Genomic DNA, 25,282 nt, shown 5'->3' with positions numbered 1-25,282 from the left:
GCCTGCGAGGCAATGAGGGGAATCTCCTCGTGACGATTCCCCTCACCGGGCCCTTGCGGGCCGCTCCTCCCCCAAGGGGAGAACTGGCCAGCCGTCAGGCGGCCTTGAAGCGTGCCATCAGTTCGGCGCGGGCAGGATCGGTCAGCGTGACCGCCGCGCCGAATTCGAGCGGCGTGAGGGATGCCTCGTCCGGATAGACGATCTTGTTGCTCGTGACCTCGGCCGGCAGCAGCGCCAGCACGCGGCTGTCAGTGGTCGGAGCCCCGTTGGCGATGTGTTCCTTCACCGCGTTGGCCGGATCCATGAGGAAGTTCAGCAGAGCATAGCCCGCCGGCTTGTTGGCGGCGCTCTTCGGTATGGCGTAGAAGTCGGACCAGATCTCGCCGCCGTCCTTGCCGAGCACGAACTTGATCTCCGGCATGTCGCGGTTGAGCTGTGCGCCGTCATTGGTCCAGCACATCGTGAGCCAGGCGTCGGTCGCGCGCATGGAAGGCTGGTAGTCGCTGTTGATGGCGTAGAGGTGCGGCTTGACCTTGATCAGCAGCTCTTCGGCCTTGGCCAATTCTTCGGGCTGCACCGAGTTGAAGGAATAGCCGAGCGAAACGAGGGCGTTTCCAATGGTGGTCAGCTGGTAGTCGTGCACCATGGCACGGCCATCGGCTTCGCCCATCGCGACGTCGAAGAAGTCCTTCCAGCTGGTGACCGGCGCTTTGATCTTGTCGGAGTTGAAGGCGATGCCCGTCGTTCCCCAGTTCTTCGGGAGGGCGTAGACGGTGCCGTCGACAGTGCCTTCCGCTGTGAAACGGATGTTCTGAGACTTCGGGTCGAAGTTCGGGACCTGGGCGAGATCGATCGGGTCGATCAGGCCGAGCTTGGCATAGGTCGAGATCGTGTAGTTGGTGGGCACGAAGAGGTCCCATCCGGTGCCGCCCGCCTGGAGCTTCGCCAGCATTTCCTCGTTCGAACCGAAGACGTTGACCTCGACGGCGACGCCGGTCGCTGCGGTGAAGTTCTCGAAGGTTGCCGGATCGTGGTAGTTGGGCCACGTGGCCAGAGACATGGTCGAGCCGAGATCCGCCGCATATGCGGTGGAGTTGAAGAGGCCCGGCTGGCGGGCGAGGACCGCTGCTGCGAGACCAAGTCCGGTGACGCCGAGGAAGTGGCGCCGCGTAACCGAGCCGCGTTTCAGCCGCATCAGTTCGTCCATCAGGCCGGAGGCGCTGATCGGGGCATTCTCTCTGTACCATTTCGACATAACGCTGTTCCCTTGTTTTTGGTTGTGTCGTGCCTGTTCCCTCAGGCGGGAAAGATGTGCGCTGCGCCGGGATCAAACTCCAGGATGACCTTTTCGCCCGGTTCGACGAGGTCTCTGTCGGAAAGGCCGTGGCGCTCGGCCGTGACGAGCATGTCGCCAAGTCCTGCGACCGAGACGGAATACTCGGCCGATGAGCCGAGGAAGATGCGGTGCGTCACGGTGCCTTCAAGTATGGACGTCTTGCCCGAAGCGGCTCGCGACAGGCGAATAGCCTCTGGCCTGAGGGCAACCGTCACCGCGCCGGCTGCTTGCTCGACCGCCCGCGCGCCCGCAAGTGCGGCGCCGTTCGCAAGCCTCACCACGGAGCCCGGTTCGAGGGTCGCGGCAACGCGATTGGTCTTGCCAACGAAATCGGCGACGAAAAGATCTGCCGGGTTGTCGTAGACCTGCTGCGGGGTCGCAAACTGCATGATGCGGCCCGCGTTCATGACGCAGACGACATCGCTCATCGACAGCGCTTCTTCCTGGTCGTGCGTGACGAGCACGAAGGTGATGCCGAGTTCACGTTGAAGCGTCTGGAGCTCGATCTGCATGGCAGTGCGCAGCTTCTTGTCCAGCGCGGCAAGCGGCTCATCGAGAAGAAGCACCGAGGGCTTGTTGACCAGCGCGCGTGCCAAGGCCACCCGTTGCTGCTGGCCGCCGGACATTTCGTGTATGCGGCGCTTGGCAAATCCGCCGAGCCTGACCATCTCCAATGCCTCACCGACGCGCTTCGAGATTTCTGCAGCGGCAAGTCGCGGTCGAAGCTGCTTCAGGCCGTAGGCAACGTTCGCCTCGACGTCGAAATGGGGGAAGAGCGCATATTGCTGGAAGACCATGTTGACGGGGCGCCGGTAGGGCGGGACGCCGTTCGCCACTGAGCCGCCGATCAGCACTTCGCCTTCCGTGGGCTGCTCGAAGCCGCCGATCATCCTGAGGCACGTGGTCTTACCGCATCCCGACGGGCCGAGCAGGGCGACGAATGCACCCTTCGGTACGGCAAAATTGATGTCCGACACGGCGGTCACGGCGCCATAGCGCTTGGTCACCGAACGGAACTCGATGTCGTTCGTTGAAGCGGAAATCACGTCAGTTCCCCACGGTTTTTCTGGTCTTTGAGCGATCTCGGCCGCTCCGCCACCGTATGCCAGAGATGCTAGTTGCGAAAGTGCTTCGTGGTATATACCCCGGGAGTGGTATAGTTGCGGAGAATGGCGCGTGGAAGGAGTATGCCTCTCAAGAGGTAGGGGACCCGCCCAATGCATGGCAGACGGGGTCTGGAGGGGACATGCGGGTTGATTTTGCACCATTGTTTTCGGCCATCACGGAAATGGTCGATCTCCAGGCGGCAACCGACGCCGGCGGCGTTTTCCTGCGGATGATGCAATCCGTCGTTCGCTTCGACGATGTGGTCGTCTTTGCCTATCGCGACAAGGAACGGCCGCTCGACCTCTTCAGCACCTTCGATGCCGGCGATCACGAGGTTTTCGTCAGCCTCTACCAGGCCGGCCCCTATCTTCTCGATCCTTTCTATCATACGGCGCGGCAGGGCCGGGAGGGACTGTTCCGGATGCGCGAGCTCGCGCCGGACCGCTTCTTTTCCAGCGAGTATTTCCGCAGCTACTATTCACAGACCCGGCTTTCCGAGGAGGTCGGCTTCTTCGTGCCGCTCGATGGCGGGATAACCGTCGTTCTCTCGCTGATGCGTAGAGAGGGCACGGGAGTGTTCCCGGCAGGGGAATTCGCGATGCTCGGCTACGCGCAGCCTCTCGTCTCGGCGTTCGCACGGCGTGCCTGGCCGAATCTCGGGGCCCAGTTCGATGGAACACTGGGGGGAGGCGCCAGGGGGCGGCGTGCCGAACCGGCAAGCGCCGCCGACAGGGTCTGGCGCAAGCTCAACCTGACGGAACGCGAGGCGGGTATCATCGAACTGGTCCTCCAGGGACATTCCTCGGAGTCGATCGGGCTGAGGCTCGGGATATCCACCGGCACGGTCAAGGTCCATCGCCGCAACGTCTATCGCAAGCTCGGGATCTCTTCACAGATCCAGCTCCTTTCCATTTACCTGCAGAATCTGGAGCGGTGAGCGGGCAGGGTGCACGCTGGAAGTGTCACATGAGAATGTCACATCCTGTGCAAATGTAACATTGAAATATCACAAATTGATGTTACATTCTCCTCGTGCGGTGAAACTGAACCCGCAATGCGAGGAGAGCGGCGATGGCATGATGCCGGAACGCCGCGAGCGACATGAGACCCGAGGACAGACGTCAGAAAATCATGGACATCCTGCTCGAGGCCGGCAGTGCTTCGATCGAGGACCTCGCCAACAGTTTCGCCGTTTCCAAAATGACGGTGCATCGCGATCTCGACGATCTCGAGCAGGCGGGGTTGCTCCGCAAGGTTCACGGTGGCGCCTCCATCGAGTCGAGCCCCCAGTTCGAAAGCGATTTCCGTTATCGCGAGCGCATGGCAGCGGCCGAGAAGCGTGCGATTGCCCGCCATGCAGTCTCGCTCATCGAACCCGGCCAGATCATCATTCTTGACGACAGCTCCACCGCGGGCGCGATGGCGTCGCTGCTGACCGAGGTGAGGCCTCTCACCGTCATTACCAACAATCTCTCGGCCATCACCGCACTGTCGGGTGTCGCGGGCATCCAGCTGATCGCGCTCGGAGGCGCATACAGCAAGAAATTCAACGGTTTCTTCGGGATCGTGACGGACGAGGCGTTGAAGTCGCTGCGCGCCGACATCGCCTTCCTGTCCTCTTCCGCCATCGAGGGAACGCAGGCCTTCCACCAGGACCAGGAAGTCATCCAGATCAAGCGGCAGATGATCCGCTCGGCACGGCGCAGCTACCTGCTTGCCGATCACGACAAGTTTTCCCGCCAGGCGCTGCATTTCCTTGCCGACCTCGACCTCTTCGAGGCGGTCCTGACCGGCGGCAAGATTACGCCGGAGGCTTCGGCGGCACTTGCCGACGGCGACGTGAAACTCATTTCGACACACAGTGAAGAATCGGAGAATTCAGCATGAGCAAGACCGGCCTATGGGTAGGTACGAGCTGGAAGATGAACAAGACGCTCGGCGAAGCGATGGCCTTTGCCGAGGCGCTCGCGGCCGCCGATGGCGACCGGGATGCGCGGATCCAGCGTTTCGTCATTCCACCTTTCACCGCCGTCAGGGAAGTCAAGAAAACGCTGGCCCAGTCCAGCGTGAAGGTCGGCGCGCAGAACATGCACTGGGACGACGCCGGGGCCTGGACGGGAGAAATCTCGCCGCTCATGCTCAAGGACTGCAATCTCGACATCGTCGAACTCGGCCATAGCGAGCGCCGTGAGCATTTCGGCGAGACGGACCGGACCGTTGGCCTCAAGACGGCCGCCGCCGTGCGCCACGGCCTGATCCCGCTGATCTGCATCGGCGAGACGCTGTCCGAACGCGAGGCAGGCGAGGCGGATGCGGTGCTCGAGCGGCAGGTCACAGGCGCGCTTTCGCTTCTCGAGGGTGACCAGAAAAACAGCGAGATCCTGCTCGCCTACGAACCGGTATGGGCGATCGGCGTGAACGGCATTCCCGCGACGGCCGATTATGCGGATGCACGGCAGGCCAAGATCGCATCAGTTGCCGAGCGCGTGCTCGGACGGCGCGTGCCCGTTCTCTACGGCGGCAGCGTCAACCCCGGCAACTGCGCCGAACTCATCAACATGCCGTCGATCGACGGATTGTTCATCGGACGCTCCGCCTGGGAACCGGCGGGCTATATCGACATCCTCAAACGAGTTGCCGCGGCAATCTAACCGCTGCCCACGAACCCATCGACCAGAAAGGAAAGACCCATGAAAATCGCAATCGGAGCAGACAGCGCAGGCAAGCCGCTTCTCGACATCATCGAAGCCCATCTTGCCGGCAAGAGCGACGTGACCGTCGGCAACCTGAGCCAGTCGGGTTTCTACGCGGACCTGTCGAAGAACCTCGCTGAGAAGATCGTCGAGGGCGAATACGAGCGCGGCATTCTCATCTGCGGCACCGGCATCGGCGTCAGCATCTCGGCCAACAAGGTGCCGGGCATCCGTGCGGCGCTGACGCACGATACCTATTCCGCCGAGCGCGCTGCCAAGTCCAACAATGCGCAGATCATCACCATGGGCGCGCGGGTCATCGGCCCGGAGCTTGCCAAGGCCATCGTCGACAAGTGGCTGGAGTCGGAATTCGATCCCAACGGCGCGTCTGCCGGCAACGTCCAGGCAATCGACCGGCTGGATGCGGGCAAGGCCTGATCCAGGGCCCAACCTCGATCTGAAGGTAAAGATAACGCCCGGTGGAAACACCGGGCGTTTTGCGTCGATGGGCTGTCGCTTCGGTTTTTTGAATCCGATCAGCGGCTTGCGCCCGATTGTTGGTAAACGGATTCCGGTTCTTCGTGCGGTGATACAAGGAGAAGTTGCGGGTCGCGGAAAGACGCGGCCCGCTGGAAGCGGCTCAGGCGTTGACCAGAGCGATGCGCGCGCGGGCATCGAGGATCTGCCGACATGCATTGGCGGCTTCCTTGCCCTTGATAACGAAGTGATCGCGGAAGAATGCGATGTGGGCCTCGGACTCCTGGAAGTGGTGCGGGGTGAGAACGGCCGAAAGCACGGGAACACCGATGTCGAGCTGGACGCGCATCATCGCGTCGAGCACGGTGCCGGCGACGAAGTCGTGACGATAGATCCCGCCGTCCACCACGAAGGCCGTGCCAAGGATCGCACTGAAGCGGTCGGTTTTCGCAAGCGTCTGCGCGTGCAGCGGAATTTCCAGTGCGCCAGGGACGTCGAAGATCTCGACTTCGCTCTCGAGCCCACCGAGGCGGACCCATTCGGCGCGGAAGGAGTCGACACAGCGATCGACGATCTCGGCGTGCCAGCGCGCACGAATGATGGCGATGCGGGTGGAGGGAGTGGCATTGATATTCATGCTAGGCCTTTCAAGGGTTGAGCCATTTTTCAATGATCCCCTTGGGCGAACACGCAGGTGGACGTGGAACTCCCTTGGTCGGGATGCCCGCCTGCTTGCTCTCTTTCATCCGGACTATTGACCGTCGGCTCCGGCATCGCACCGGATCTGCTGACCTTCCCTTTTGGGGAAGCGCTCGCGGGCTCCGGGATTTCTCCCGATACCGCCGGTGGGGAATTCCGCCCCGCCCTGAGAACAACCGGAGATTATTCATTCTCCGGCGGCCGATCAATAAGGAGGCCGCCAAAGATTGTCGAATCGGCGGCATTTTTTCCGGGAAGGGCTGCCGTCCGCGAAAGAACTACTCCCGGATGATCAGGAGGTCGCTGGCGATGAACTTGAGGTTCACGATGTCGCCGACGGATGGCGGGGTAAGGCCGGGACTGTTGAACATGTCGAAGGAAATGATGTTGCCGCCGACCTTCATTCGGGTGCGGATGACCGAACCGAGGAAGTTGCTGGACACGACTTCGCCGGTCAGCACCGTATCGCCCTTGGCCCCCTCGGCAATCGATCCGGCTTCGGGACGAAGCGCCAGGGAAACCGTATCGCCGACCTTGACCGGTCCCAGTGGTTCGCGCAGCGTCACGCCCTGGTCGCCGATGGACACCCGGTTCGCCGCGGGGTCGATCACCTTGGCCTCGATCAGGTTCAGCGTGCCGACGAAATTGGCGACGAAGCGGGTGGCGGGGCGGTTGTAGATCTCCGATGGAGCTCCGATCTGGTCGGCACAGCCGGCGTTCATCACCACGATGCGGTCGGAGATCGACAGCGCCTCTTCCTGGTCGTGCGTCACGAAGACGGTGGTGATGCCGAGCTGCTGCTGGATCATGCGGATCTCTTCGCGCAGGGAAACGCGGATCTTTGCGTCGAGCGCCGACAGCGGCTCGTCGAGGAGGAGCACCTGCGGCTTCGGCGCGAGGGCCCTGGCGAGCGCCACACGCTGCTGCTGGCCGCCGGACATCTGGTAGGGGAAGCGGTCGGCGAGGTGGTCGAGCTTGATCAGCCCGAGCATTTCCTTCACGCGCGCCTCGATCTCGTCCTTCGGGCGTCCGGCCACCTTCAGGCCGAAGGCGACGTTGTCGAAGACGTTCATGTTCGGAAAGAGCGCATAGGCCTGGAAAACCATGCCGATGTTGCGCTGGTTCGGCTTGAGGTTCGCCTGGCTCTTGCCGTTGACGGTGATCGTTCCGCCCGAGGGCGTCTCGAAGCCGGCGATCATGCGCAGCACCGTGGTCTTGCCGCAGCCGGACGGGCCGAGGAACGAGACGAACTCTCCCTTCTCGATCCCCATGTTGAAGTCGCGCACCACCTGCACGGGGCCGAAGGATTTCTGGATATTGCTCAGGGTTAGAAAAGTCATAAGGGAAAAGTCCTCAGGCCTTGGCGGGCGCGGTTTTCTGGAAACGGGAAACGAGCTGCAGCAGGCCCATGCTGAGCCATGTTATCGCAAACGCGATGATCGCCAGCGCGGACGGCTCATAGGCCTTGTTCGCTCCGACGAGCTGCAGATAGGGGCCGAAGGCCGGACGGTTCAGAAGCGATGCCATGGTGAACTCGCCCATGACGATGGCGAATGTGATGAAGGCGCCGGAGAGCACGCCGCTCATGACGTTCGGAAAAATGCAGCGGAACATGATCGTTGGCCATTTCGCGCCGAGACTCTCGGCTGCCTCGGTCAGCGTAGCGACGTCGATCATGCGCATGGCGGTATCCACCGCACGGTACATGTAGGGCAGGGACAGCGTCACGTAGGAGAGCACCAGCAGCAGGTTCGTGCCGGAGGTCGAATTTGTCAGCGGCAGGAAGGAAGAGGAGTTGTAGAGCCGGAGGTAGCCGAACACGATGACGATCGCCGGAATGACGAGCGGCAGCAGCGTGATGAATTCGACGACAGGACGCATCCGCGGGAGGCGCAGGCGAACCCAGTAGGCCGTGGGTACGACGAGCAGCATCCCGAAGATGATCGTGAACAGCGCCATCAGCATGGAGAAGCCAAAGGTCGCGCGGAACTGCATGTCCGAGAAGACCGACTGATAGGCGTCGAAGGAATACTCGCCGCGGCGCATGCGCAACGAGAACTCGAAGGTGCCGATCAGGGGAACGACGAAGTAGATGACGCCGATGGCAATGGCGAGCCAGGCGAGGAAGCGGGTTGCTCTCATTTCTGCCACCGTTCGGCGCGCGAACGCAGCCAGATGTAGAGGACGTTGGAAAGGCCGGTGATGACAATCATGCCGAGCGCCAGCGCGTAGCCGAGGTTAGGGTTGTGCAGGACGTCGCCGCGGATCTGCGCATAGAGAAGAATGGGCACGATGTTGAGCGAGGAACCGGTCAAGGCGTAGGCGGTCGCGATTGCGCCGAAGGCGTTGGCGAAGAGCAGCAATGTCGTGCCGAGCAGGCTCGGCCAGAGGATCGGCAGCGCAATCATCCGCCAGTATTGCCAGGTGGAGGCGCCGAGGATTTCGGAGGCCTCCCGCCACTCGCGCTTCATTCCGTCGAGCGCCGGGGTGAGGATCAGCACCATCAGCGGGATCTGGAAGAACATGTAGGTGATCGTCAGTCCGAAGAAGGACAGCAGATTGAAGCCCGTGGAATAGAGATTGAAGCCGAACATGTCGCGCAGCAGGATCGTCACGAGGCCGGTCCGCCCGAGCGTCGCGATGAAGGCGAAGGCCAGCGGCACGCCCGCGAAGTTCGAGGCCACACCGGAAAAGGTAAGCAGGCCAGAGCGCACGAAGCGCGGCAATCCGCCGAGCACGATGGCCCAGGCAAGGAAAAAGCCGATCACGGCGCCGCCAAGGGAGGAGGCGAACGATACCTTGATGCTGATCCAGTAGGCACTGAGGATACTGGGTTCGAAGAGGTCCGTGATGTTCTTGAAGGTGAACTGCCCCTCGGGCGTAAAGAACGCACCGGTCACCAAATAGAGCGTCGGCAGGATCAGGAACAGGAACGCAAAGATCATGAACGGCGCTATGCCGAGCCAATCGATCACGGTGCGGCGGTCTATCAAGGCGGAAGTGCTCATGAGACTGGGATCGTCCGGCAAAGAGGAATTTGAAAAATGTGAGCTTAAGCGGAAATCAGACAGGCGCAACCCATGCGATCGGCCCGCCGAAAAGAATGAAATGCCCTCCCGCCGTGAAGCGGGAGGGCAATGCGTCCGGACGGATTACTGGACGTTGGCGCCGACGACGCTGTCCCACTTGCCGGTGATGACTTCCTTGCCGGCGGCCTGCTCTTCGAGCGTCGGGAAGACGGCCTTTTCATAGGCTTCTGCCGGCGGCAGCTTGGCGAGCATATCCTGCGGGATCTTGCCGTTCTTGGCGAGATCGTTGAAGCGGATCGGATGGCAATAGCCCTTCAGATAGCCGAGCTGGCCCTCGTCGGAGTAGAGGTACTCCATCCACAGCTTTGCGGCATTCGGATGCGGTGCGTAGGCCGAAATCGCCTGGACGTAGACGCCAGCGACGACGCCGGTGGCCGGAACGACCACTTCGAGCGGCGGGTTGCCCGCAAGCGTGTCGCGCCATGCGAGACCGTTGTAGTCCCATGCGATCACGATCGGGGTCGAACCCTGGGCGAGCGAAGCGGACTTGCCGATGACCGGAACGAAGTTGCCGGCCTTGTTGATTTCGGCGAAGTGCGCGAGGCCTGCTTCACCTGCCTTGGCCGCATCGGTTTCACCCTTTGCGAGGCCGGCAGCGTAGGCGGCCTGAACGGCCTGGTTCGAGGTGCGCGGATCGCCTGCAAGCGCAACGGCGTTGGCGTAGTCAGCCTTGGTCAGGTCGGCCCAGTCCTTCGGGACTTCCTTGACGATGTCGGTGTTCACGACAAAGGACAGCACGCCGTAGTAGTCACCGTACCAGTAGCCTTCGGCATCCTTGGCGCTGTCGGGGATCGAGTCCCAGGTCGAGACCTTGTAGGGCTGGATCAGGCCTTCGGCCTTGGAGGAGGGACCGAAGGACAGGCCGACGTCGATTACGTCGGGAGCCTGGTCGCCGGTGTTGCCCTTGTTGGCCTTGATCGCTTCGATCTCGTCGCCCGAACCGGCATCCGGGTTCAGTTCGTTGACGGTGATTTCCGGATACTTGGCCTTGAAGCCGGCAATGATGTCACCATAGCCGCACCAGGTTGCGGGCAGGGCAATCGTGGTCAGCTTGCCTTCCTTCTTGGCAGCTGCGATCAGCTCGGCGCTAGGCTCCGCTGCAGCGATCGCCGTCGTCGCCATCAGGATGGCCGTGGAAAGCGAAATAAGTCTTTCGGCATGTGACATCGCGGGTGTTCTCCTTTTTGTGTCAGTCAGCTTCGGTGAAGCTGATACTGGGGCTAGATGAAGCTTATGTGACAGTTTTTAAACAGGTTTTTTTAACGAAATGCTTTCCGGTGCCGAATGTGGCTCCCGCGGCTTGTGAAACAGTTTGCTCGCCTCGAACAGGCCTTCCAAGATTTTCATCCGCTCGCGTGTCTCGTCCCAGGCGGAACTCTGGACGGCCTCGATGAGCGCCTCGACGATGAACAGGGTGACGACGGAGGAATCCCAGGCCGAGGGCGCCTCGATGTGGACGCGGAAGACATGCGAGGCTGTCTTGGCGACCGGCGAGGCCCACTGATCGGTGAAGAGCACGATCTCCACCTGGCGCTCCCGGGCGATCCGCGCCAAGGTCTCCATCTCCTGTTCGTAGCGGCGAATGTCGAAGATCACCAGGACGTCGCCGGCCTTCATGTTCAGCACGTAGTGCGGCCAGGAGCTTGGATTGGACGCGATCTGGGTCACGCCCGGGCGGATTACCTGCAGGTGCGTGAAGAGGTAGTCGGCCAGCGCCTTGGTGATGCGCCCGCCCACGATGTAGACATTGCGCTTGCGGTTGGCGATCAGGGTAGCCGCGCCGTCGAAATCCACGGTCTCTATGTGAGAAAGCGTCTGGCGCATGTTGTTCATGATGGCGTCGGCGAAACGATTGAGAACGTGCGTCCCCGGCACGTTCGCCGCCCAGCGGTCGTGCTTGACGATCGGATTCGAAAGGGTCTCTTCCAACTCGTGGTGCAGGCGCGCCTGGAATTCGGGGAACCCGCGGAAGCCAAGCTTCTGCACCATGCGGGCCACGGTCGGAGTCGACACGCCCGCATTCTCGGCGACAGTCGTGATGCTGCCGAGGCCCGAAACCGGGTAGTTGTCCAGAAGTGATTCTGCCAACTGCTTTTCGGCACGCGTAAGCGCATCGAAATGGGCACTTATCACGTCGGACACCGTCATGGACGTCGTGGTCGATGTCAAATTCTTCCCCTGCTGCCGGTCTTTGCCGGCATTTTCTGAAATTAAACATCGCTGTCACAATTCGAGTCAAATCATTTTTTGAAGAGAAACTTTCATGATCTGTTGACAGACGAAAAATGGTGAAGAATTCTCTTCAGCAATTCTGGCTAGCAGCGTGGGGGGTGCCGCAGGCATGGGAATTCTGAGCACGCAGGAGGGCGATCCCGTCGCCGTCGAGAATGCCGAGGCGAGCAGCCGGTTCATCCTGGTATGCGAACACGCCTCGCGTCAGATGCCTGCCAAACTTGGAACGCTCGGGCTCTCTCCCGAGGCGCTCGAAAGCCATGTCGCCTGGGATCCGGGTGCGCTTGCGGTCGCCCGCAGCATGTCGAGGAGCCTTTCTGCCACTCTTGTCTACCAACGTTTTTCGCGACTCGTGTACGATTGCAACCGGCCGCCGGACTCGCCCGGCGCCATGCCGGAGACAAGCGAGGTCTACGAGATCCCCGGAAATGCCGGACTGAGCGAAACGGACAGGCAAGAGCGCGCTCGCTCGCTCTACTTTCCCTTTCGCGATCGACTGGCGGACTTGGTTCGAGAACGGATTGCCGCGGGAAGGGCGCCCATCGTCGTTACCATCCACAGCTTCACGCCGGTCTATTTCGGAAAGGCGCGTGCCGTGGAGATCGGCATCCTGCACGACGAGGACCGCAGGCTGGCGGATCTGATGCTTGAGGCGGCGGCAGGGGACGAGCTCTACAATGTTCGCCGCAACGAACCGTATGGTCCGGAAGACGGCGTCACGCATACGTTGAAGGAACATGGGCTGGCAAATGGCCTGCTCAATGTCATGATTGAAATAAGAAACGATCTCATAAGGGATGACGTCGGCCAAGGGGTCATGGCCGACTATCTGACGGGCCTGCTTGTCGAAAGCGTGCCGGCATCGTCGCAAAAATAAAAAGACCCGGGGAGCGGCATGTCCGCGGAGAGGCGCTCGTGGTTGCACGTGCGCTGGCTTACGTCACTTCCGGCAATTCCGCTGGAAGACAGGTCAGAACAGGGGAAAAACATGTCAGACTACACAGATACAGACAAAAAGCAGGACATGCAGGTCCTGCATTCGATGGGGTATGCCCAAGAGCTCGAGCGGCGAATGAGCCAGTTCTCGAACTTCGCGGTCTCCTTCTCGATCATCTGCATCCTTTCCGGCGGCATCAACTCGCTGGCACAGGCCACCGCCGGCGCCGGGGGGGCGGCGATCGGGATCGGCTGGCCGGTCGGATGCTTCATCTCTCTCGTCTTCGCGGTCGCAATGGCGCAGATCAGCTCGGCCTATCCAACGGCGGGCGGCCTCTACCACTGGGGCTCGATCCTCGGCAACCGGTTTACCGGATGGCTGACGGCCTGGTTCAACCTTCTCGGCCTTGTCACGGTTCTCGGCGCAATCAACGTCGGCACCTACTATTTCTTCATGGGTTCCTTTGGCGCGACCTATTTCGGCCTCGAGGATACGACGCTCACCCGGATCGTCTTCCTCTCGATCATCACCGGCCTCCAGGCGCTGGTGAACCACATGGGCATCGGTCTCACCGCCAAGCTCACTGACTTTTCCGGCTACCTGATCTTCGTAACCTCCATACTTCTGGCGATCGTCTGCCTTCTCGCGGCAGACAGCTTCGAGATCGGCCGCCTGTTCACTTTCTCGAACTATTCCGGTGATGCGGGCGGCGGCGTGTGGCCTGAAACCTCGGGAACGTGGGTCTTCCTGCTCGGTCTCTTGCTGCCGATCTACACGATCACCGGGTACGACGCCTCGGCGCACACCTCCGAGGAAACCCTCAAGGCGGCCCATTCGGTTCCGCGCGCGATGATTTCGTCGGTGCTGTGGTCGGCACTGTTCGGCTACATCATGCTGTGCTCTTTCGTGCTGATGATCCCGAACATGGACGAAGCAGCAGGCCAGGGCTGGAACGTGTTCTTCTGGGCCATGGATGCGCAGGTCAATCCCGCGATCAAGGACCTGCTCTATCTCGCGATCTTCATCAGCCAGTGGCTGTGCGGCCTTGCGACCGTTACCTCGGTGTCGCGCATGATCTTCGCGTTCTCGCGCGACGGCGGACTGCCGGCTTCCAAGGCGCTCTCGAAGGTCAGCCCCGCCTACCGCACGCCGGTTGCCGCGATCTGGACGGGTTCGATCCTCTCGGTCCTGTTCGTCTGGGGTTCGTCGCTGGTCTCCATCGGCGAGACGCCGGTGTACACGATCGTCGTGTCCTGCACCGTCATCTTCCTCTTCTTCTCCTTCGCGATTCCGATCACGCTCGGCCTTTTCGCCTGGGGTACCTCGAAGTGGGACAAGATGGGACCGTTTGACCTCGGCCAGGGCGTGTTCAAGCTCTTTGCGGTGCTTTCCATCATCGCGATGATCCTGATCTTCGTTCTCGGCATCCAGCCGCCGAACGACTGGGCGCTCTACATCACCGTCGGCTTCCTGGTCCTGACCGGTATCATCTGGTTCGGCTTCGAGAAGCGCCGCTTCCGCGGTCCGCCGATCGGCGATGAAGTCGCGCGCCGCCAGGCAGAGATTGCAGCCGCCGAAAGGGCGGTCGGGGAAACCTGAGCCGGCGATCCAGGGCGGAGGCCTCGTCCGGCCTCCGCTTCTTTCCTTTGGCGGCACACAGATAGCCTGCCCCTCCAATCACAGGACAAAAACCATGAGCGCAAGCTATTCGTTCGACGATCTGAAGAAGGATGTTGCCGAAGGGCGCATCGATACCGTGCTCGCCTGCCAGGTCGACATGCAGGGCCGGCTGATGGGCAAGCGGTTCCATGCCGAATATTTCGTCGAATCCGCCTACCACGAGACCCATAGCTGCAACTATCTGCTGGCGACCGACATGGAGATGGAAACCGTCTCCGGCTACAAGTCGACGAGCTGGGAGGCAGGTTACGGCGACTATACGATGAAGCCGGATCTCTCGACGCTGCGCCGCATTCCGTGGCTCGAGGGCACGGCGCTCGTGCTCTGCGACGTCCTCGACCATCACACCCACGAGGAGGTGCCACACTCGCCGCGCGCCATCCTGAAAAAACAGGTGAAGCGGCTGGAGGCCATGGGCCTGAAGGCGTACATGGCGAGCGAACTCGAGTTCTTCCTCTTCGACCAGAGCTATGACGACGCGCGTGAGACCGGCTACAAGGACCTCCGCCTCGCCAGCGGCTACAACGAAGACTACCACATCTTCCAGACGACCAAGGAAGAGGACGTGATGCGGGCGATCCGCAACGGCCTCCAGGGCGCGGGAATACCGGTCGAGAATTCCAAGGGCGAGGCCTCTGCCGGGCAGGAGGAGATCAACGTCCGCTATGCCGACGCGCTCACCATGGCCGACCGCCATGCCATCATCAAGAACGGCTGCAAGGAGATCGCCTGGTCGCGCGGCAAGGCGATCACGTTTCTTGCAAAGTGGAACTATGCCGCCGCCGGCTCGTCGTCCCACATCCATCAGTCGCTATGGAGCGCGGACGGCAAGACACCGATGTTCCATGACAGCGAAGCCAAGTATGGCATGTCGGACATGATGCGCAGCTATGTTGCCGGTTTGCTCACTCATGCAAGCGAGATCACCTACTTCCTGGCGCCCTACATCAACTCCTACAAGCGGTTCATGGCGGGCACGTTCGCTCCCACGAAGGCAATCTGGAGCAAGGACAACCGCACGGCCGGCTACCGCCTCTGCGGGGAAGACACCAAGGCGATCCGCATCGAATGCCGCGTTGGTGGCTCCGATCTCAATCCCTATCTCGCGATGGCAGCGCTGATCGCTGCCGGCATTTCCGGCATCGAGCAGAAGCTCGAACTCGAAGCGCCCTTCGTGGGCGACGCCTATGGCGGAAAGGGCGTGCGTGAAATTCCCAAGACGCTCCGGGACGCCGCCGGCTTCATGACGGGCTCGAAGATGCTCAGGGAAGCATTCGGCGAGGACGTCATCGACCACTACACGCGCGCTGCCGCGTGGGAGCAGGAGGAGTATGATCGCCGTGTAACGGACTGGGAGGTGGCGCGCGGTTTCGAGAGGGCATGAAACTGCCGACGCCTCGGCCTCGTGCGCCGGTTCGGCTCCGCGAGGCCTGGGAACCGTTGCGCCGATGCGAGATCATTGATGCCGGGAAAAGGTGCGATGGGCGTCCGCTCTCCTGCGCGTGTCCGTCGGATCCTGGCCAGTGGATGGGGGCACCGTCCGTCGCGATACTGGAATTTTGATGCAACTGATAGGAAGACGATCATGACCATGATCAAATGCATATCCCCCGTTGACGGCTCGGTTTACGCCGAGCGTCAGGCCCTGCCTCTTGAAGCGGCGAAGGGTGTTGTCGCGCGTGCGCGCCAGGCGCAGAAGGGGTGGGCGAAGCGGCCTTTGGAGGAGCGCGTGCAGCTGGTGCTGAAGGGGGTGGCGCGGCTCAACGAGATGGTGGACGAGGTCGTTCCGGAGCTCGCCTGGCAGATGGGCCGGCCGGTGCGCTACGGTGGCGAGTTCAAGGGCTTCAACGAGCGGTCGAACTATGTCGCGGCGATTGCGGCGGACTCGCTGAAGCCGATCGTCATCGAGGAGAGCGACCGCTTCGAGCGGCGCATCGAGCGCGAGCCGCATGGCGTGGTGTTCGTCATCGCGCCGTGGAACTATCCCTACATGACGGCGATCAACACGGTGGCGCCGGCGCTGATGGCCGGCAACACGGTGATCATCAAGCATGCCAGCCAGACGATCCTGGTCGGCGAGCGGATGGTCCGGGCCTTCGTCGAGGCCGGGGTGCCGGAGGAGGTGTTCCAGAACGTCTTCCTCGACCACGAGACGACCGCGGCGCTGATTGCGGCGAAGAGCTTCGACTTTGTCAACTTCACCGGATCGGTGGAAGGAGGACGGTCGATCGAACGGGCGGCGGCCGGGACGTTCACGCCGCTCGGCCTCGAGCTCGGCGGCAAGGATCCGGGCTATGTGATGGAGGATGCCGACCTCGATGCGGCCGTCGACACGCTGATGGACGGGGCCACCTACAATTCCGGCCAGTGCTGCTGCGGCATCGAGCGGATCTATGTCCATGAATCGCTCTACGACGCCTTCGTGGAGAAGTCGGTCGCCTGGGTCTCGAACTACCGGCTCGGCAACCCGCTCGATCCGGAAACGACGCTGGGGCCGATGGCCAGCCGGCGGTTTGCGGCAAGCGTGCGCGAGCAGATCGCCGATGCGGTGGCCAGGGGCGCGAAGGCACTGGTCGATCCGAAGCTGTTCCCGCAGGACGACGGCGGCGCCTACCTCGCGCCGCAGGTGCTGGTCGACGTCGACCACTCGATGGCGTTCATGCGCGAGGAAACCTTCGGCCCGGCCGTCGGCATCATGAAGGTCAAGGACGATACGCAAGCACTGGCGTTGATGAACGACTGCCAGTACGGGCTGACGGTGTCGCTGTGGACGAAGGACGCCGAGCGTGCGGCCCGGCTCGGCCGCGATCTCGAAACCGGCACGGTGTTCATGAACCGCGCCGACTATCTCGACCCGGCGCTCTGCTGGACCGGCGTCAAGGAAACCGGTCGCGGCGGATCGCTCTCCGTCATCGGATTCCACAACCTCACACGTCCGAAGTCCTACCATCTCAGGAAAGCACTCGCATGACCATCACTGCCAACTGGAGCTACCCGACCGCCATCAAGTTCGGGGCAGGGCGTATCAAGGAACTGGCCGATCACTGCAAGGCGGTCGGCATCAGGAAGCCGCTTCTGGTCACCGACCGAGGCCTCGCGCCCATGGCGATTACGCAGAACGCGCTCGACATTCTCGATGCGGCCGGTCTCGGCAGGGCGATCTTCGCCGACGTCGACCCGAACCCGAACGACAGAAACCTTGACGCCGGCGTGGCAGCATTCAAGGCCGGCGGTCATGACGGCGTGGTCGCCTTCGGAGGCGGCTCGGGACTCGATCTCGGCAAGGCCGTGGCCTTCATGGCAGGGCAGACGCGGCCCGTATGGGATTTCGAGGATATCGGCGACTGGTGGACGCGTGCCAATTCCGATGGGATCGCTCCCATCGTTGCGGTGCCGACCACGGCCGGTACCGGCTCGGAGGTCGGCCGCGCGAGCGTCATCACCAATTCGCAGACGCATACGAAGAAGGTGATCTTTCATCCGAAATTCCTGCCTTCGGTGACGATCTGCGATCCGGAACTGACCGTCGGCATGCCGAAGGTGATCACGGCGGGTACCGGTATGGACGCTTTCGCCCATTGCCTGGAGGCCTATTGCTCGCCGTTCTACCACCCGATGTCGCAGGGGATTGCTCTCGAGGGCATGCGCCTCGTCAAGGAATTCCTGCCGCGGGCCTACAGGGACGGGACCGACATCGAGGCGCGCGCCAACATGATGTCTGCCGCGGCCATGGGCGCGGTGGCATTCCAGAAGGGGCTCGGCGCCATCCATTCCCTGTCGCATCCCATCGGGGCGCTCTACAACACGCACCACGGCATGACCAACGCCGTGGTGATGCCGCCGATCCTCCGCTTCAACCGTCCGGCGATCGAGGAAAGGATCGGCCGGGCTGCCTCCTATCTCGGAATCATCGGCGGGTTCGATGGCTTTTACGAGTATGTCCTGAAGCTGCGAGAGGAGCTTGGCGTGCCTGACAAGCTCTCCGCTCTCGGCGTCGGCACCGACAGGATAGACGAGATGTCGGAGATGGCGATCGTCGATCCGACGGCGGGCGGAAATCCCGTGGAGCTTACGCTCGAGGCGGCAAAAAAGCTCTTTGCGGAATGCATCTGATCATCGCCTGTTAATACTCCCGGAAGGCTCGGAAACCTCTGTTTTCCGGGCCTTTTCTTGCCGGCTTGGGCAAAATGAGGGTTGGGCCTCATTAATCTTCGCCAGTGCGATGTTTCCTTTTCGTTAACCATCTTCTGTAAAGTTTGGTTAACCGGGCGCCATTTCCCAGGTTGCCCTTTGGGAGCGATGACCACGCTCGCTCGACATGAAAAGAGGAAGACATGCCGGTTATCACATTTGCCAACGCAAAGGGCGGCGCAGGCAAGACCACCGCGGCCCTCATTCTCGCCACGGAACTGGCGGCGCAGGGGTATCGCGTCACCATTCTCGACGCCGATCCACAGCGCTGGATCACCAGCTGGCACGAAGTCTCCGGCGCGCAGCGCAATATCCAGGTCATCTCGGAAGTGTCGGTTGGCTCGCTCCAGTCGCATATCCGCGAAAACCGCGACACGACAGACTACTACATCATCGATCTCGCCGGCGTGCGCGACGCGCTCGTCGCCACTGCCATCGGTCTTTCTGACCATGTGCTGATCCCCATCCAGGGCTGCGCCATGGATGCCAAGGGTGGGGCGCTCATTCTCGAACTTCTGCGCCAGCTCGCCGACAAGGCCGGTGTACGGGTCAACCATTCGGTTGTGCTGACGCGGATGAACAGCCTGGTGACCACCCGTGCGATGACCGCGATCAAGGCGGTACTTGCGGAAAGAGGCGTAGCCGTGCTCGATACCTCGATCGTGGAGCGGGTGGCTTTCCGCGACATCTTCGAAAGCGGCGGCACGCTCTACACCATGGACCCCACGAAGGTCTCGAACCTTGAAAAAGCGCGCGAAAACGCCCAGAGCTTCGCCTCGGAAATCCTGAGCATGGTGCCCTGTCGCAACGCGCGACTGACCGCCGCGCGCGCGGTCTTCCGATCCATTTCGCGGGCAGCCTGACCCCCTGAATGCGGACGGCCGGGGCATGCGCCTTGACCGTCAGTCCGCCGCGATCGCCGACCGGCACGCCGCAAACTGGAGTTGCGTCTTAACTCGCGGTTTACCCTAGCTGTATTACCTGTCGATCATAGAGCCGAGCAGTCGATGCGGATGAAGCGTCGACCCGAGCCGATGACCGGCATTGGATGGGAGGACACTCCCGTAAAGGCCATGCCCACGAACGAACGCTTCACTTCCTGAAGTGCGATTCCCATTTTTGTGTCTGGAACGCCGATGAATGCTGTGACCACGCCTTCCGCCCCCGATCAGGATATCAACCGCCGGCTGGAATACATCGGTCTCGATGCCGCCGCCCGCGGCGAACTTCGTTCCCTCAAACCTTTCATCGAGCGCGAACTGCCGGCCGCCCTCGACACCTTCTACGGAATCGTCCGGGCAACGCCGGAGGTCAGTCACCTTTTTTCCTCGAACGATCACATGGCGCGGGCGAAAAATGCGCAGCTCGGCCACTGGGCGAATATTTCCGCGGGCAACTTCAGCGCGGACTATGTTGCGAAGATCCTGTCGATCGGCCGGATCCACGAACGGATCGGCCTTGAGCCGCGCTGGTACATCGGCGGCTATGCGCTGATCATCGAACACTTCTTGACGAAGGCATTGGCGGAAATGTGGCCGAAGGGCGGCCTGTTCGCCAAGAAGGAAGTGACCGCGGAGATGGCGGCCAGCAAGTTGAACGCGCTCATCAAGGCGGTCTTCCTCGATATGGACCTGTCCATCTCGGTCTACATGAACGCGTCCGACGCGACAAAGCAGCAGGCCGTTCAGGCGGAAGTCATCGCCGAAGAACGCAAGCGCGTGAGCGACAGCTTCGGTGCGGCCCTGCAACGCATCGCCGCCGGTGACCTGACGGCGCAGATCGAGGGCGATCTGCCTGACGCCTATCTGACGCTGCGGGACAACTTCAACCACGCCGTCGCCGCACTGTCGCAGACGATCGGCAGCATCAGCACCGGTGCCGGGGCGATCCACCTCAGTGCCCAGGAAATCGCTTCTGCTTCGGATAATCTCGCCAAACGCACCGAACGCCAGGCGGCAAATCTCGAAGAGACGGCAGCGGCCGTTGAGGAAGTGACGACGACCGTGCGCCAGACGGCGCAGAGCGCCAAGGAGGCTGACGCCCTCGTCACGGCCGCCCGCGAAAACGCCGAACGCAGCGGCGAAGTCGTCTCCGAGGCAATGTCGGCAATGCAGGAGATACAACAGTCCTCCGCAAGCATCGCGAACATCATCGACGTCATCGACGAAATTGCGTTCCAGACCAATCTGCTCGCGCTCAATGCCGGCATCGAGGCGGCGCGTGCCGGCGAGGCCGGGCGCGGATTTGCCGTCGTCGCATCCGAAGTCCGGGCGCTTGCCCAGCGTTGCGCCGATGCGGCGAAGGACATCCAGAACCTCATCGCCAAGTCGCATGGCCAGGTCGAGGACGGCGTGCGCTCGGTGAACGAGGTGGCGGACTCGCTCCGTCTCATCGTGACGCAGGTCGTAGAGGTCAGTTCCGTTTTCAGCGCCATTCGCGCCAGCACGGCAGAGCAGGCGACAGGCCTCCAGGCCGTCAACACGGCTGTCAACGCGATGGACCAGATTACCCAGCAGAACGCGGCAATGGTGGAGCAGGCCAATGCTGCAAGCCAGGCGCTGACGCAGGAAGCCGCCTCGATCGCGACCCAGCTCAGCGCATTCCGCACCAGCGGTGCAGCCTCGGCTGCACCGGGAACGGGCTACCGCCGGGCGGCTTGATCCGGCCGGAAAAGGTCAGCAATCAATTGAATTGGTGAGAGACGGCGGATGCATTCATCCGCCGTTTCGATTCCGCGGCAATGGGTTAATCGCCCGCGATGCTCGACTGTGCCCGGCACGGGGAATGCCCAGCATGTTCGGCTGATCTAGTTTCGTGACTGCGGAAGATTGAATAATAACCGTCTGTTCGCAGGCTTTCTTCTGTCTATGGATGAGAAGAATTTGCGTGCGTACTCGCGTCCACGGTGGGAGCTATAGCTTTCACTTCCGCGGCCTGCGTGTTGCGGCCGCGGAAGCTTCTGTCGCGGGTTAGCGCGTCAGGCGCTTGTAGGTCACACGCTTCGGATTGACCGAGTCGGCGCCGAGGCGGCGGATCTTGTCCTGCTCGTAGTCCTCGAAGTTTCCTTCGAACCACTCGACATGGCTATCGCCTTCGAAGGCGAGAATATGGGTGGCGAGCCGGTCCAGGAACATGCGGTCGTGGCTGATGATGACCGCGCAACCGGCGAAGTTTTCCAACGCGTCTTCCAGAGCGGCGAGCGTCTCCGTGTCGAGGTCGTTGGTCGGTTCGTCGAGCAGGATCACGTTGCCGCCGGCCTTCAGCATCTTGGCGAGGTGGACGCGGTTGCGCTGGCCGCCCGAGAGCGTGCCGACCTTCTGCTGCTGGTCGCCGCCCTTGAAATTGAAGGCGCCGCAGTATGCGCGCGAGTTCACTTCGTGCTTGCCGAGCTTGATGATGTCGTTGCCGCCGGAAATCTCCTCCCAGACGGTCTTGTTGCCATCGAGCGCGTCGCGGCTCTGGTCGACGTAGCCGAGATCGACCGTCTCGCCGACACGGATTTCGCCGCTGTCCGGCTTCTCCTGCCCGGTGATCATGCGGAAGAGCGTCGTCTTACCCGCGCCGTTCGGACCGATGACGCCGACGATGCCGCCGGGCGGCAGCTTGAAAGTGAGGTTCTCGATGAGAACCGTGTCGCCATAGCCCTTGGTGAGGTTCTCTGCCTCGATGACCACCTGTCCGAGGCGCTCGCCAACCGGGATGACGATCTGGGCATCGCCCGGGCGACGGTCGGCTGCTGCCTTCACCAGCTCGTCATAAGCGCGGATACGGGCCTTGGACTTTGCCTGGCGGGCCTTCGGGCTGGAAGCGATCCACTCCTGTTCGCGCGAAAGCGCCTTCTGTCGGCTTGCTTCCTCGCGACCTTCCTGGGCCATGCGCTTCGCCTTGGCCTGCAGATATGCGGAGTAGTTGCCCTCGTAGGGGATGCCGCGACCGCGGTCGAGCTCGAGAATCCAGCCGGTGACGTTGTCGAGGAAGTAGCGATCGTGGGTAATCATCAGCACGGCGCCGGGATACTCGCGCAGATGCTTTTCGAGCCAGGCGATCGTCTCGGCGTCGAGGTGGTTGGTTGGTTCGTCGAGCAGCAGCAGGTCGGGCTGCGACAGGAGCAGCTTGCAGAGCGCCACGCGGCGCTTCTCACCACCCGAAAGCTGTTCGACACCGGAATCGCCGGGCGGGCAGCGAAGCGCGTCCATCGCCATTTCCACCTGGCTTTCGAGGTCCCAGAGGTTCTGGCTGTCGATGATGTCCTGGAGCTTTGCGCCTTCGTCGGCGGTCTCGTCGGAATAGTTCATCATCAGTTCGTTGTAGCGGTCGAGGATGGCCTTCTTCTTGGCTACCCCCTCCATGACGTTCTCGAGGACCGTCTTCGACGCATCGAGTTGCGGCTCCTGCGGCAGGTAGCCGACCGTTGCGCCTTCGGCCACCCAGGCCTCGCCCGTGAATTCCTTGTCGAGGCCTGCCATGATGCGCAGCACCGTCGACTTACCGGCGCCGTTCGGGCCGAGGATACCGATCTTGGCGTCGGGATAGAACGAGAGGTGGATGTTCTCGAGGACTTTCTTGTTGCCGTAGGCCTTGTTGAGCCCGGCCATGTGATAAATGAACTGACGTGCCATGAATGCGTTGCTCCGCGCGGGGGGAAACTGGGGTTGCCGCTATTTAGGCGAATATTCCGCGGGCGGCAATGTTCAATGCGGCGGCAGGGCAGGCGTCGTGATGTTGGCGGACGAGAGTTGTGGCCATGTCGCGTGTCGGCGGTATCGGATGCTGGCTGAAGGTGGCATTTTCGCATGCCCGGTGCGGGGAGGCCTCCAACGGCTTCGGGCGACGAGGATCGGGACCTGCCGCCCGCAGCCGATTCCCCTCGGCCGGATCACATCGCGTCGGCGATCCGTCACTGGAGCGCCGAATGATCGATCCGGTAGAGCTGAAATCTGCTCTGAACGGGGTTCGGCACAGGAACGAGCCCAGGCCAGCGTCCATCTCTGGCGAGGCCGACATAGAGCGGAGCGGAAGCCTCGTCGAAACGTCGACTCGGGCGGCATACGGCGAGGTAGTCGAAGGGAGCGAGCACGTCGCGCCGCACCGCAGGATCCGAAGTGGTGAAGGCAAGCATGCTCCTGCGGATTCCGGGCGACGCGCGATGGAAGGGAATGGCGCCGACGCTGATCCCCGGGATGCGGTTCTCTGCGACCGGCAGGCCAAGGCCCGTCGGGGTCATGATCCGCCCGGGCGGAATCGATGCAAGGGCGGACATGTCCTCACCGACACATTCGTCGCGGGCGAGATAGTCAATCGCATCGTAGGGTCTTGGTGCGACGGGAACGGTCAGAAAGAGAGCGGCGACCGCGACGATGGCCGCCGTGGCGGGCGCGATCAGCAGGACAGTTCCGGCCCTGCTCCTGGCGATCGATCGGGCGGCAGTCGATGGGACCTGAAGCGATGCGAACAGGGTCGGAATGAAAAGCGGAACAAAGGCGGTGGGAAAGCGGACGTATCGCATCAGCACGAGGCTCAAGAGGAGCGCGAGGGTGGCCATGGCATAGGCGGCTGCGACACCCGCACGCCCCTCGCGAAAAGCGCGAATGACGGTCGGCGACACGTAAATGAGAACGAGCGCATGCATTGCGAGGACGACGCTCGGCCATCGCAATCCCTCTCGGGCGTGCATCAGGATGCCGTGCTCCTGCCAGAGGCGATCGAGCCAAAGGGTCTTCGAGACCGGGTCGATCATCTGGTAGGGCCCCGCGAGGCACGCCGGAAAGGCATAGGCGAGCACTGCCAGAACCGCCGCTCCGCCGAAGGAGTAGAGCGCCAGCCTGCCCGCGGGATGCGGGACGTGGCGTTCGAACAATGACGCGCCGATCAGTAGCGCTGACGATCCGGCGATGGCTGCGATGTAGGGAGCGGAAAACGCATCGCACTGAACCGAAAGACTTCCCTCCGGCCCCAGGAAGGCGAGCGCCGACACCAGCGCTGTGGCGAGCATCGAGATCGCCGACACTCTCAGGAACTGTCCGCTGCCGGCCTTGCCCAGCATATGCGCGACGACGAGGACGGCATAGGCCGCGACGATGAAGGGCAGGCATTCAAGCCCGGTGACGATGGAGAGCGCCGCGGCTATCCCGGAGACCGCAGCGCCACGTCTGCCTCCTGCCGCGAGGCCAACGATCATGCCGACCATGCACAGGATTTGGACGTTGTGATGGTCCGTTCGCCCCGGCGTGAATTCCAGGAAGGAAAGCGTCATCGCGAATCCGGCCGCCGCGACCGGCAGGAGTTCGATCTTTCGGCCCGTGCCGTTGATGAGGCGCATCGCGGAAGCGGCGAGCCATGAGAAGAGGACGGTCATCGCAATCGACCACACGAAGGTCGACAGGCGAAATGCAAGGTCCGGCGCGGCGAAGAGTCCGAATATCCGCGTCAGGACGAAGTAGGGCAGATCCACCAGCCGCGACCAGGGAGACACATAGACGTCCGGGGTCTGAACGAAGGGCAGCGACATGTCGTACCACGCGCCGGTATCCAGCAGGTGACGGATCTGCAGATTGCGCAGGTGATCGTCCACGTCGCCGAGCGTAAGCACGCCGTTAGAGATGTCGGCGAAGGTGACGAAGAGACCGATCGCTAACAGGACGAACCAGGGTCTGGCCCGCCGCCAGACCGGCGTCTCGGATGCTGCCATTGCCACGCTCAAGACACACCTCCCGGGTCGTTCGGCACGTCGGGTGCGACCGGCGGCGAACATCGAATAGTCCAAGGCTTCAGGCTGGAGCGTCCGGGTTGCCAGACATTGTTCATTTCCCCAAGCCCGCGCGATGGTATACCGGCGGGCCTA

The 25,282-nt window shown here is 62.2% G+C and carries 22 protein-coding genes and 1 riboswitch; of the genes, 11 read left to right on the top strand and 11 right to left on the bottom strand.

All coding sequences use genetic code 11. The annotated features are described in order from the left end of the window. Window positions 1–94: 94 nt before the first annotated feature. The gene (locus tag F3Y30_RS17035; RefSeq protein ID WP_203423887.1) at window positions 95–1,255 is read right to left on the bottom strand and encodes a spermidine/putrescine ABC transporter substrate-binding protein; all 1,161 of its coding nucleotides are present in this window, start codon (window positions 1,253–1,255) and stop codon (window positions 95–97) included. A 41-nt stretch (window positions 1,256–1,296) separates the two neighbouring features. Next, window positions 1,297–2,382 carry an ABC transporter ATP-binding protein gene (locus tag F3Y30_RS17030; RefSeq protein WP_203423886.1) on the bottom strand — a complete coding sequence of 362 codons (1,086 nt, stop codon included), beginning with the start codon at window positions 2,380–2,382 and terminating at the stop codon, window positions 1,297–1,299. A gap of 200 nt (window positions 2,383–2,582) precedes the next feature. On the opposite strand from F3Y30_RS17030, the gene F3Y30_RS17025 reads away from it, so the two are divergent. From F3Y30_RS17025 to F3Y30_RS17010, 4 genes are all read left to right on the top strand, one after another. Continuing rightward, entirely contained in the window at window positions 2,583–3,380 is a 798-nt protein-coding gene (locus F3Y30_RS17025; protein WP_203423885.1) for a helix-turn-helix transcriptional regulator, read from the top strand. 164 nt (window positions 3,381–3,544) lie between these two features. After that, a complete protein-coding gene (locus F3Y30_RS17020; RefSeq protein WP_203423884.1) occupies window positions 3,545–4,330 on the top strand; it encodes a DeoR/GlpR family DNA-binding transcription regulator in 786 nt (261 codons plus the stop codon). After that, window positions 4,327–5,094, top strand: a complete 768-nt coding sequence (locus F3Y30_RS17015; RefSeq protein ID WP_203423883.1) for a triose-phosphate isomerase — start codon at window positions 4,327–4,329, stop codon at window positions 5,092–5,094. Before F3Y30_RS17020 ends, F3Y30_RS17015 begins: the two co-directional genes overlap by 4 nt. 39 nt (window positions 5,095–5,133) lie before the next feature. Beyond that, window positions 5,134–5,574, top strand: coding sequence for an RpiB/LacA/LacB family sugar-phosphate isomerase (locus F3Y30_RS17010; RefSeq protein ID WP_203423882.1), 441 nt, complete (start codon window positions 5,134–5,136; stop codon window positions 5,572–5,574). Between the two features lie 202 nt (window positions 5,575–5,776). Here F3Y30_RS17010 and F3Y30_RS17005 read toward each other — a convergent pair whose 3' ends face one another. The 6 genes from F3Y30_RS17005 to F3Y30_RS16980 all read right to left on the bottom strand — a co-directional run bounded on the left by F3Y30_RS17005 (window position 5,777) and on the right by F3Y30_RS16980 (window position 11,549). Continuing rightward, the gene (locus tag F3Y30_RS17005; protein WP_203423881.1) at window positions 5,777–6,250 is read right to left on the bottom strand and encodes a 6,7-dimethyl-8-ribityllumazine synthase; all 474 of its coding nucleotides are present in this window, start codon (window positions 6,248–6,250) and stop codon (window positions 5,777–5,779) included. A 93-nt stretch (window positions 6,251–6,343) separates the two neighbouring features. After that, window positions 6,344–6,490, bottom strand: a riboswitch (FMN riboswitch). A gap of 100 nt (window positions 6,491–6,590) precedes the next feature. Continuing rightward, window positions 6,591–7,652, bottom strand: coding sequence for an ABC transporter ATP-binding protein (locus tag F3Y30_RS17000; RefSeq protein WP_203423880.1), 1,062 nt, complete (start codon window positions 7,650–7,652; stop codon window positions 6,591–6,593). Window positions 7,653–7,665: 13 nt separating this feature from the next. Continuing rightward, complete coding sequence (locus tag F3Y30_RS16995) at window positions 7,666–8,454, bottom strand: ABC transporter permease (RefSeq protein ID WP_203423879.1); 789 nt, start codon at window positions 8,452–8,454, stop codon at window positions 7,666–7,668. Beyond that, window positions 8,451–9,320, bottom strand: a complete 870-nt coding sequence (locus tag F3Y30_RS16990) for an ABC transporter permease subunit (RefSeq protein WP_203423878.1) — start codon at window positions 9,318–9,320, stop codon at window positions 8,451–8,453. The genes F3Y30_RS16995 and F3Y30_RS16990 overlap by 4 nt, the downstream gene beginning before the upstream one ends. A 144-nt stretch (window positions 9,321–9,464) precedes the next feature. Next, complete coding sequence (locus tag F3Y30_RS16985) at window positions 9,465–10,568, bottom strand: ABC transporter substrate-binding protein (RefSeq protein ID WP_203423877.1); 1,104 nt, start codon at window positions 10,566–10,568, stop codon at window positions 9,465–9,467. Window positions 10,569–10,646: 78 nt separating this feature from the next. After that, entirely contained in the window at window positions 10,647–11,549 is a 903-nt protein-coding gene (locus tag F3Y30_RS16980; RefSeq protein ID WP_203426659.1) for a MurR/RpiR family transcriptional regulator, read from the bottom strand. A gap of 193 nt (window positions 11,550–11,742) precedes the next feature. Between F3Y30_RS16980 and F3Y30_RS16975 the strand changes: the two genes are divergently transcribed. The 6 genes from F3Y30_RS16975 to F3Y30_RS16950 all read left to right on the top strand — a co-directional run bounded on the left by F3Y30_RS16975 (window position 11,743) and on the right by F3Y30_RS16950 (window position 19,304). After that, window positions 11,743–12,510 carry an N-formylglutamate amidohydrolase gene (locus F3Y30_RS16975; protein ID WP_203423876.1) on the top strand — a complete coding sequence of 256 codons (768 nt, stop codon included), beginning with the start codon at window positions 11,743–11,745 and terminating at the stop codon, window positions 12,508–12,510. Window positions 12,511–12,621: 111 nt separating this feature from the next. Next, window positions 12,622–14,169 (top strand): amino acid permease, encoded by a 1,548-nt coding sequence (locus F3Y30_RS16970; RefSeq protein WP_203423875.1) that lies wholly within the window; start codon window positions 12,622–12,624, stop codon window positions 14,167–14,169. Window positions 14,170–14,263: 94 nt separating this feature from the next. Then, the gene (locus tag F3Y30_RS16965; RefSeq protein ID WP_203423874.1) at window positions 14,264–15,634 is read left to right on the top strand and encodes a glutamine synthetase family protein; all 1,371 of its coding nucleotides are present in this window, start codon (window positions 14,264–14,266) and stop codon (window positions 15,632–15,634) included. Between the two features lie 201 nt (window positions 15,635–15,835). Next, window positions 15,836–17,221 (top strand): aldehyde dehydrogenase family protein, encoded by a 1,386-nt coding sequence (locus F3Y30_RS16960; RefSeq protein ID WP_203423873.1) that lies wholly within the window; start codon window positions 15,836–15,838, stop codon window positions 17,219–17,221. Next, entirely contained in the window at window positions 17,218–18,363 is a 1,146-nt protein-coding gene (locus tag F3Y30_RS16955) for an iron-containing alcohol dehydrogenase (RefSeq protein ID WP_203423872.1), read from the top strand. The genes F3Y30_RS16960 and F3Y30_RS16955 overlap by 4 nt, the downstream gene beginning before the upstream one ends. Before the next feature lie 221 nt (window positions 18,364–18,584). After that, on the top strand, window positions 18,585–19,304 hold the full coding sequence (locus F3Y30_RS16950) for a ParA family protein (RefSeq protein WP_203423871.1): 720 nt from the start codon (window positions 18,585–18,587) through the stop codon (window positions 19,302–19,304). A gap of 125 nt (window positions 19,305–19,429) precedes the next feature. Here F3Y30_RS16950 and F3Y30_RS26625 read toward each other — a convergent pair whose 3' ends face one another. Then, the gene (locus tag F3Y30_RS26625) at window positions 19,430–19,558 is read right to left on the bottom strand and encodes a hypothetical protein (protein WP_281435390.1); all 129 of its coding nucleotides are present in this window, start codon (window positions 19,556–19,558) and stop codon (window positions 19,430–19,432) included. A 19-nt stretch (window positions 19,559–19,577) separates the two neighbouring features. Here F3Y30_RS26625 and F3Y30_RS16945 point away from each other — a divergent pair, with 19 nt between their 5' ends. Continuing rightward, a complete protein-coding gene (locus tag F3Y30_RS16945; RefSeq protein ID WP_203423870.1) occupies window positions 19,578–21,101 on the top strand; it encodes a globin-coupled sensor protein in 1,524 nt (507 codons plus the stop codon). Window positions 21,102–21,410: 309 nt separating this feature from the next. On the opposite strand, the gene ettA is transcribed toward F3Y30_RS16945, so the two are convergent. After that, on the bottom strand, window positions 21,411–23,060 hold the full coding sequence (gene ettA, locus F3Y30_RS16940) for an energy-dependent translational throttle protein EttA (RefSeq protein ID WP_203423869.1): 1,650 nt from the start codon (window positions 23,058–23,060) through the stop codon (window positions 21,411–21,413). A gap of 278 nt (window positions 23,061–23,338) precedes the next feature. Continuing rightward, window positions 23,339–25,141, bottom strand: coding sequence for a hypothetical protein (locus tag F3Y30_RS16935; protein ID WP_203423868.1), 1,803 nt, complete (start codon window positions 25,139–25,141; stop codon window positions 23,339–23,341). Between the last annotated feature and the right edge of the window lie 141 nt (window positions 25,142–25,282).

Source organism: Sinorhizobium sp. BG8 (assembly GCF_016864555.1).
Lineage (GTDB): Bacteria > Pseudomonadota > Alphaproteobacteria > Rhizobiales > Rhizobiaceae > BG8.
Note: the sequence above shows the minus strand (reverse complement) of the source record. Positions and strands in the feature narration are given on the sequence as shown.